This is a genomic window from Bradyrhizobium sp. CCBAU 11430 (assembly GCF_028128855.1).
Lineage (GTDB): Bacteria > Pseudomonadota > Alphaproteobacteria > Rhizobiales > Xanthobacteraceae > Bradyrhizobium > Bradyrhizobium ottawaense.
Genome location: NZ_LBJV01000047.1, coordinates 63,318 through 71,087, shown reverse-complemented (window position 1 = coordinate 71,087; position 7,770 = coordinate 63,318). Strand labels below are relative to the sequence as shown.

5 protein-coding genes are annotated in these 7,770 nt (G+C 64.9%); 4 read left to right on the top strand and 1 reads right to left on the bottom strand.

Annotated elements, in window-relative coordinates; all coding sequences use genetic code 11:
- Window positions 1–195 precede the first annotated feature (195 nt).
- Window positions 196–459, bottom strand: coding sequence for a hypothetical protein (locus tag XI04_RS12845; protein ID WP_038971177.1), 264 nt, complete (start codon window positions 457–459; stop codon window positions 196–198).
- A 299-nt stretch (window positions 460–758) separates the two neighbouring features.
- Between XI04_RS12845 and XI04_RS12840 the strand changes: the two genes are divergently transcribed.
- From XI04_RS12840 to XI04_RS12825, 4 genes are all read left to right on the top strand, one after another.
- The gene (locus XI04_RS12840; RefSeq protein ID WP_038947578.1) at window positions 759–2,006 is read left to right on the top strand and encodes an SMP-30/gluconolactonase/LRE family protein; all 1,248 of its coding nucleotides are present in this window, start codon (window positions 759–761) and stop codon (window positions 2,004–2,006) included.
- A gap of 283 nt (window positions 2,007–2,289) precedes the next feature.
- Window positions 2,290–3,474: a calcium-binding protein gene (locus XI04_RS12835; RefSeq protein WP_173015784.1), complete on the top strand. Its 1,185-nt coding sequence runs from the start codon at window positions 2,290–2,292 to the stop codon at window positions 3,472–3,474.
- Between the two features lie 167 nt (window positions 3,475–3,641).
- Window positions 3,642–6,152, top strand: a complete 2,511-nt coding sequence (gene uvrA, locus XI04_RS12830) for an excinuclease ABC subunit UvrA (RefSeq protein ID WP_212475224.1) — start codon at window positions 3,642–3,644, stop codon at window positions 6,150–6,152.
- A 167-nt stretch (window positions 6,153–6,319) separates the two neighbouring features.
- Window positions 6,320–7,630 (top strand): ABC transporter substrate-binding protein, encoded by a 1,311-nt coding sequence (locus XI04_RS12825; protein WP_028145396.1) that lies wholly within the window; start codon window positions 6,320–6,322, stop codon window positions 7,628–7,630.
- Window positions 7,631–7,770: the final 140 nt, after the last annotated feature.

The following is a 7,770-nucleotide window of genomic DNA, read 5'->3' as shown; positions in this document are numbered from 1 at the left end:
GCAACACATACGCCGAAACCGAATTTCGGTAAAGTGGAATATTTTTGGCGAGGCGCATTGACAGAGGGCGACACAGGCTCGGTCGCGAAGCCCGGATGGAGCGCCAGCGTAATCCGGGACGGTGCGAATGCCGGGCGAGCGGCCCCGGATTACGCTTTCGCTTCATCGGGGCTACTGGCACTTCCGAACTTCGCCCTATCCCGCGCGGCGGGCGCGGGCCCTGCTTTCCCAGCGGTTCAGCATCTGGCCGAGCTCGCCGGTGACCACGGGGATGGCCGTGATGGCGCTGGGGATCTCGTTGGTGTTGGCGGGCGCGTTGGCGGGAAGCCAATCCGGCTCGGTATATTCGCGCCAGCGACGCGCTTCGGCGCGTCTTTTGTTGGAGATGAATTCACGCGTGAAATAGCCGGCCGCGAACGCGATTCCCAGCAACACGATCAATACGATGACGCCAGCCACAATCAACTCCGTCCATCGCCCCCGGAGGGGTTCTGCGTGGCAATCAGCGCAAAATCAAGGCTTGAACTTCGCCGAATGGGCGGCTTGCCGCGCTTTGCCGCAAGCAAATTTTTGCTTCGATCCGCGGAACATTTTCGCGCCTTGCAAACGGCACAAGGCGGACGCGGAGTGCATCCGAATATGACAGGATTGAGACCGGCGCGAATCCGATTCCACCCCTCGCAACCGGCGCCGGACCGCATTAACCTCCGGTTGCTCGGCCGGATCAACCGGCCAGCGAACATCATTGGGAGGACGCGATGACACGCCAAGAGGCTCGTGACCACACGGCTCGTGACCACGAGCAGCATGACCAGGATGCTGCGCTTTCACGACGAACGCTTGTCCGGGGGCTTGCGCTTGGCGCCGCAGCCACGGTCGCCGGCCCCGCGCTGGCCCAGACCGGACCCGCCGCACCGCCGACCACCATCACCACCCCGCCGCGCGATTTCGGCCCCCACGGCGCGCCGACCACTTATTTCTGGGACCCCGACATCATCGCGGTCGATCCCTCCTTCAACGATCTCGCGCAGCCCAACACCGCGATCAAGCGTCTTTATACCGGCGTGCTGTGGGCGGAGGGCCCGGCGTGGAGCGCGCAAGGAAGGTATCTGCTCTGGAGCGACATTCCCAACAACCGCCAGATGCGCTGGAGCGAGGACGACGGCCGCGTCAGCGTGTTTCGCACGCCGTCCAACAATTCCAACGGCAACTCCTTCGACTTCCAGGGCCGCCAGCTCTCCTGCGAGCACCTGACTCGCCGGGTGACGCGCTATGAGCACGACGGCACCGCCACCGTGCTCTGCGACAATTACAACGGCAAGAAGCTGAACTCGCCGAACGACGTCGTCGCGCATCCCGACGGCAGTTACTGGTTCACCGATCCACCCTATGGCGGTCAGCTCTACGAAGGCGAGCCGGATGCGGCGGGCGGTCCGAGCAATGCGGGCGGCAAGCTCAATCCGCGGATCGGACAGCCGGCCGGTTTCCAGCCAGGCAAGCGCGAGCTGCCGACCAATTGCTATCGCATCGACCCCTCCGGCCGCGTCGATCTCGTCGTCACCGAGGAGCAGGTCCCCGATCCGAACGGACTGTGCTTCTCGCCTGATTACAAGAAGCTTTACGTCGCCTCGACCGGCAAAGGGCCAGGCGATACCGGCCCCGGCGGCAAGGGCGAGATCTTCGTGTTCGATGTCGGCGGGGACAACAAGCTCTCCAACCTCAAGAAGTTCAGCGATTGCGTGGTCGACGGCGTGAAGTGCGGGCCGGACGGCGTGCGCTGCGACGTCAACGGCAATGTCTGGGCTTCCAGCAATGCCGGCCGCGCCGTCGGCTACAGCGGTGTGACGGTGTGGTCGCCGGAGGGCAAGCTGCTCGGCCGCATCCGCCTGCCGGAGGTGTGCGGCAACATCACCTTCGGCGGTCCCAAGCGCAACCGCCTGTTCATGGCCGCGAGCCAGTCGCTCTACGCGGTGTTCACGGCGACGCAAGGCGCAGGGCCCGGCTGAGGCGAGAGTGCACCGCTATCGTAGGGTGGGCAAAGGCGCAAAGCGCCGTGCCCACCATCTCGTTCCGTATCAAAGGGATCGTGGGCACGCTTCGCTTTGCCCACCCTACGGCACTGCGGACGCGCATCCTCCGATGCGGCTCCTCGGCCGCAATCAAGCTGCGCCGCGGGCCAATCTCCGCCATCAAACCAAAGAAGATACGTGACGCGGCATGGCCGCAGCGCGGTGCGCGGACATGATGTCCGCCGCGATCCGCGCCTGACATGGACCGGGAGCCTACGCGATGCGCCGTATGCCAAACGATACGATCATCGTCAGCGTTGGAAGCCAGGAACTCGTGATCGCGTTCGGAGACCCCGGCCTGCCGGTCGGCGGCCACGGCGGTAACGACATCATGATCGCAACGGTCGATGACGGGCCCAGCAGCCTGCTGTTTGTCGGTGACGAGGCGATCCTGAACGGCCGATCGCATGGCGGCAACGACCTTCTGGTTGCGACGGTCGAGGGTCGCTTGCCCTATGTGTCTTTTGATGGCGACGCGCAGATCATGTCAGATCAAGCCCATGGCGGCAACGACATGCTGCATGTTGAGGCGTCGAACGCGACCTATGCAAACGTTTATCTCTCGGGCGACGCCGAGATCGCCATGACCGGGGATGCCAAGGGCGGCAATGACCTCATCACGGCAGAGATGGGCGACAGATCGTATGGCGCGTTCAGCGGCGATTCCGGATCGCTCATGAGCGGCAACGCTGAAGGCGGCAACGACATCGTCAGCGTGGTCCAGGCCGGATTCTCTGGCAACGCGTCGATATCCGGTGATGCCTTGGTGACCATGAGCGGCGATGCACGCGGCGGCAATGACATCCTCATCTATACCGTCGGCGCCGCTGCGCGGTCCGGCGGCGCATCGCTCCTCGGCGACAGCGGCTACATGAGCGACAATGCCCGCGGCGGGGACGACATCCTGATCGCAGCCGTCGCCGGCAATCCCGATTCGACCTCCATCGCGCTCGTCGGCGATGCCTCGCAGATGTCCGGCAACGCACAGTGTGGCAATGATACCCTCTACGGGAGCGATCGCGGCGATTGGATGTATGGCGATGCACGCATCTACACTCCCGCCGCGGCCGGCTCGATCACCGGCGGCCGCGACCTCCTGAACGGCGGAGGCGGCAATGATCAGCTCTGGGGCGGGCCGAACAACGATCTGTTCGTGTTCAACGCCGGCTCGGGCCAGGACGTGATCAACGATTTCAACCAGGGCAACAAGGCGGCCGGCAGCACGGCGCGGGAGCACGATGTGATCGACGTCCACGCTTACGACTTTGCAGGCTGGGCCGAGCTGAAAAGCCTGATCAGCGACGACAACGCCGGAAATGCGGTGATCCACCTGACCGCCAACGACACGATCACGCTGGACGGCATCCACGCCGCCGATCTCAACGCCAGGGATTTCATCGTCTGAGGTGCGGCGAGAGTCCGGTCGGCACCGGCAAGCCAACACATCCAGCAGGGCCCGTCGCATTTACCGCGGCGGGCCTTCGCTTTGTGCAGAAACCAAAGCCCACGCTGGCACCGGAGGACCCATCCTGCGATCTTGTCGTTACCCCCCGTCTGGGTTAGAGGCGCGAGATGGATGATCGACCAAAGCAGACTGAGAGCCTGACCCAGGACGACGGCTTCGTTCACGTCCGGGGCGCGCGCGAGCACAACCTGAGGAACGTCGACGTTCGCATTCCCCGCAACGCCCTCGTCGTGTTCACGGGCGTGTCGGGCTCCGGGAAATCCTCGCTCGCCTTTGGAACGATCTACGCCGAGGCGCAGCGGCGCTATCTGGAGTCGGTGTCGCCTTACGCCCGGCGACTGTTCCACCAGATGCAAGTCCCTGAAGTCGACGACATCGAGGGCCTGCCGCCCGCCGTCGCGCTCCAGCAGCAACGCGGGGCGCCGACGACAAGGTCATCCGTGGGCAGCGTGACCACCATCTCGAACCTTCTGAGGATGCTCTATTCCCGCGCCGGCGATTACCCGCGGGGACAGCCGATGCTCTATGCGGAAGCGTTCTCGCCGAACACGCCCGAGGGGGCGTGCCCGACCTGCCACGGCATCGGCCGGATGCTCGACGTGACCGAGAAGTCGATGGTGCCCGACGACACCAGGACGATCCGAGAGCGCGCCGTCGCGGCCTGGCCGAGCGCCTGGCAAGGGCAGAACCTCCGGGACATCCTGACGACGCTCGGCTACGACGTCGACAAGCCCTGGCGCGAACTTCCCAAAAATGACCGCGACTGGATCCTGTTTACGGATGAACAGCCCACCGTGCCTGTCTATGCCGGTTACGACGCCACTGAGGTCAAACGCGCCCTGCGCCGCAAGGAAGAGCCGAGCTATCAGGGCACGTTCACCGGCGCCAAGCGCTACGTGATGCAAACCTACGCCAAGTCCGAGAGCGCGATGATGAAGCGCCGCGTCGCGCAATTCATGATCACGCGGGATTGCCCGACCTGCCACGGCACCCGGCTCAAGCCCGAGGCACTCAAGGTCAGGTTCGCCGGCCTCAACATCGCCGAGATGTCGCACCTGCCGCTCAAGCAATTGCAGGAATTGGTCGAGCCGTTCGCAAAGGCCTCGACAGACAAGACGGAGAAGACCGTCGTCGCCAGGCGCATCTGCGAGGATCTGTCGGCGCGGCTCGCCGTCCTGCTCGACCTCGGCCTCGGCTATCTCGCCTGCGAGCGCAGCACGCCGACGCTGTCACCGGGCGAATTGCAACGGCTGCGCCTTGCGACGCAGGTTCGTTCGAATCTGTTCGGCGTCGTCTACGTGCTCGACGAGCCGTCAGCAGGCCTGCATCCCGCCGACACCGAGGCGCTGCTGCGGGCGCTGGACCGGCTGAAGCACGCCGGCAACTCGATCTTCGTGGTCGAGCACGAGATCGAGGTGATCAGCCACGCCGACTGGCTGGTGGATGTCGGCCCCGACGCCGGCGACGGCGGCGGGCTCATCCTCTACAGCGGGCCGCCGGAAGGGCTCGGTGACATCGAGCAATCGCGAACCGCGCATTACCTCGGACGTCCGCGCAAGAAGCTGCCGACGGCGCGCCGCGAGCCGAAGGGCCATCTGAAGCTCAGGGGCGTATCCCGCAACAACCTTCGTGGTCGCGACGTCGATATTCCGCTCGGCATCCTCACCAGCATCACCGGCGTGTCGGGCTCCGGCAAATCGAGCCTGATCAGCCAATTCCTCGTCGATACCGTTGCCGCGCATCTCGGCCATACGCTGGCCGCTGACGCCGATGACGACAGCTTGGCCCCGACGGTCGAGACGTTGGGCGGCAGGATCGTTGCCGGCCTTGACCAAATCAACCGCCTCGTCGTCGTCGACCAGAAGCCGATCGGCCGCACCCCGCGGTCCAATCTTGCGACCTATACCGGCCTGTTCGACCATGTCCGAAAACTGTTCGCGGCAACGCCGCAGGCAAAGTCCCGCCGCTACGATGCCGGACGCTTCTCGTTCAATGTCGCGAAAGGACGATGTGCGACCTGCGAGGGCGAAGGCTTCGTCTGCGTCGAGCTCTTGTTCCTGCCCAGCGTCTACGCGCCCTGCCCGACCTGCAAGGGCGCCCGCTACAACGACAAGACGCTCGAGGTGACAATCCGCGGCAAATCCATCGCGGATGTGCTGGCGATGCGCGTCGACGAGGCCTTCGAGTTCTTCGAGGGCGATGCCGCGCTGAACCGGTCGCTGTCGGTCGTGCGCGAGGTCGGCCTCGGCTATATCCGCCTCGGCCAGTCCGCCACCGAACTGTCCGGTGGCGAAGCCCAGCGGATCAAGCTGGCGACCGAGCTGATGCGTCCGCAACGCGGCCATACGCTCTATGTGCTGGACGAGCCGACCACCGGGCTGCATCCACGGGACGTCGAGCGGCTGATCGCCCAGCTCGAACGGATCGTGGACACCGGCAACAGCGTGGTCGTGGTCGAGCACGACATGGACGTCGTCTCGCACAGCGACTGGATCATCGATCTCGGCCCCGGTGCCGGCGACGAGGGCGGCCGCATCGTCGCATCGGGAACGCCGGACCAGGTTGCCAAGGCCGGCGGAAAGACCGCGCATTATCTGGCACGGCGCTTGAAGCAGTAGCGCGCGACGATTGTCGGATGCGGTCGCCTCGCGGTCATTTCGCAATTGCGTTCCATGGCGCAGCTGACAGACCCGACTTTCGCGATGTTGACTTTCCGCCATCCCGCTCCCCATACTTCGCAAAAAGATAACAACCAATCATAAGACGGTTTTTGAGGGAGGATAGGATGCCGACTTCACGCAGGCAGCTGCTGAAGGGTACGGCGGCTGCCGCCGCCACACTCAGCCTCGATTGGACCAGGGCCCAGGCGCAGGCCGAGAATTTGCGCATCGGCCTGATCTACGACCTCACCGGTCCCTTCGCCGCAGGCGGCTCGGTCGCCTCCTCGGTCGGCGCGCAGATCGCCATCGACCTCGTCAACGAGAAGGGCGGCATCGGCGGCAAGACCAAGATCGTGCCGGTCGCGGCGGATTCCCAGAGCAAGGCCGACGTCGCCATCAACGAGGCCGAGCGGCTGATCAGCCAGGAAAAGATCGACATCATCAACGGCGTCTATTCCAGCGCGCATGCGGTGCCGATGGCGGCGAAGGTCGAGCAGCAGAAGAAGATCCTCTGGATCACGACCGCGGTCTCGACCGCCGTGTTCAAGGACAAGAATCTGCAATACGTGTTTCGCGCGCAGATCCATTCCGACCAGTACGGCCAGGCCTTTGCCGGCTTCATCGCCGAGCATGCGCAAGCCAAGCTCGGCATGGAGGCAAAGGACGTCAAGGTCGCGCTGATCCACGAGGACGGCCCCTATGGCGTCGGCGTCGCCGCCGCCGACGAGGCCTATGCCAAGCAGGCCGGCATCCAGGTGGTGATGCGCGAGGGCTATTCGGCGTCCGCGCCCGACCTCTCGGTGCTCGTGACCAAGCTCAAGCGGGCCAAGGTCGATGTGATCTCGCATGCCGGCTACAACCCCGACATCACCCTGTTCCTGCGCCAGGCCCGCGAGAGCGGATTGCGCTTCAAGATGCTGTTCGGCGCCGGCGCCGGCTACAGCCAGCTCGACAAGCTGCGCGCCACCTTCGGCCCCGACATCGACAATTTCTGCAACATCGACCCGGTGCCGGCGCAGCTGCTCGATGCGGCGAAACTCGCGCCGGGCATGGGCGAGCTGATCAAGACCATGGTCTCGCGCTACCAGACCAAGACCGGTGCCACCGACGTGCCGCCGCACTGCTCGATGGGTTTCAACCAGACCTGGGTGCTGCTCAACAACGTGCTGCCTGTCGCCAAGGAGAAGTACGGCAGCTTCGAGCCGGAGGCGATCCGCAAGGCCGCGCTCGACGTCGACATCCCCGCCGGCGGCACCATCCAGGGCTATGGCGTCAAATTCTTCCCGCCGGGCACGCCGCTGTCCGGCCAGAACGAACGCTCGACGCCGGTGGTGATGCAGAACGCGGGCGAGCACATCTCGGTGGTGTGGCCGACGAACATCAGGACGCAAGACCCGGTATTCCCGCTGCCGAAGGGCTCGACCTACGGGGCGTAGAGGCGGCTTGCTCCCACCCTCCCCTGGAGGGGGAGGGTCGCTACGCATGCAGCGAAGCGGAATGCGTGGCGGGGTGGGGTGATCTCTCCACATGAACACTGCCCGTGTGGAGAGATCACCCCGCCCCGCTCGCGCTGCGC

Excerpts from the sequence above, each read along its gene's own strand:
- XI04_RS12840 (WP_038947578.1), top strand. The coding sequence starts at position 759 with ATGACACGCCAAGAGGCTCGTGACCACACGGCTCGTGACCACGAGCAG.
- XI04_RS12835 (WP_173015784.1), top strand. The coding sequence starts at position 2,290 with ATGCGCCGTATGCCAAACGATACGATCATCGTCAGCGTTGGAAGCCAG.
- uvrA (WP_212475224.1), top strand. The coding sequence starts at position 3,642 with ATGGATGATCGACCAAAGCAGACTGAGAGCCTGACCCAGGACGACGGC.
- XI04_RS12825 (WP_028145396.1), top strand. The coding sequence starts at position 6,320 with ATGCCGACTTCACGCAGGCAGCTGCTGAAGGGTACGGCGGCTGCCGCC.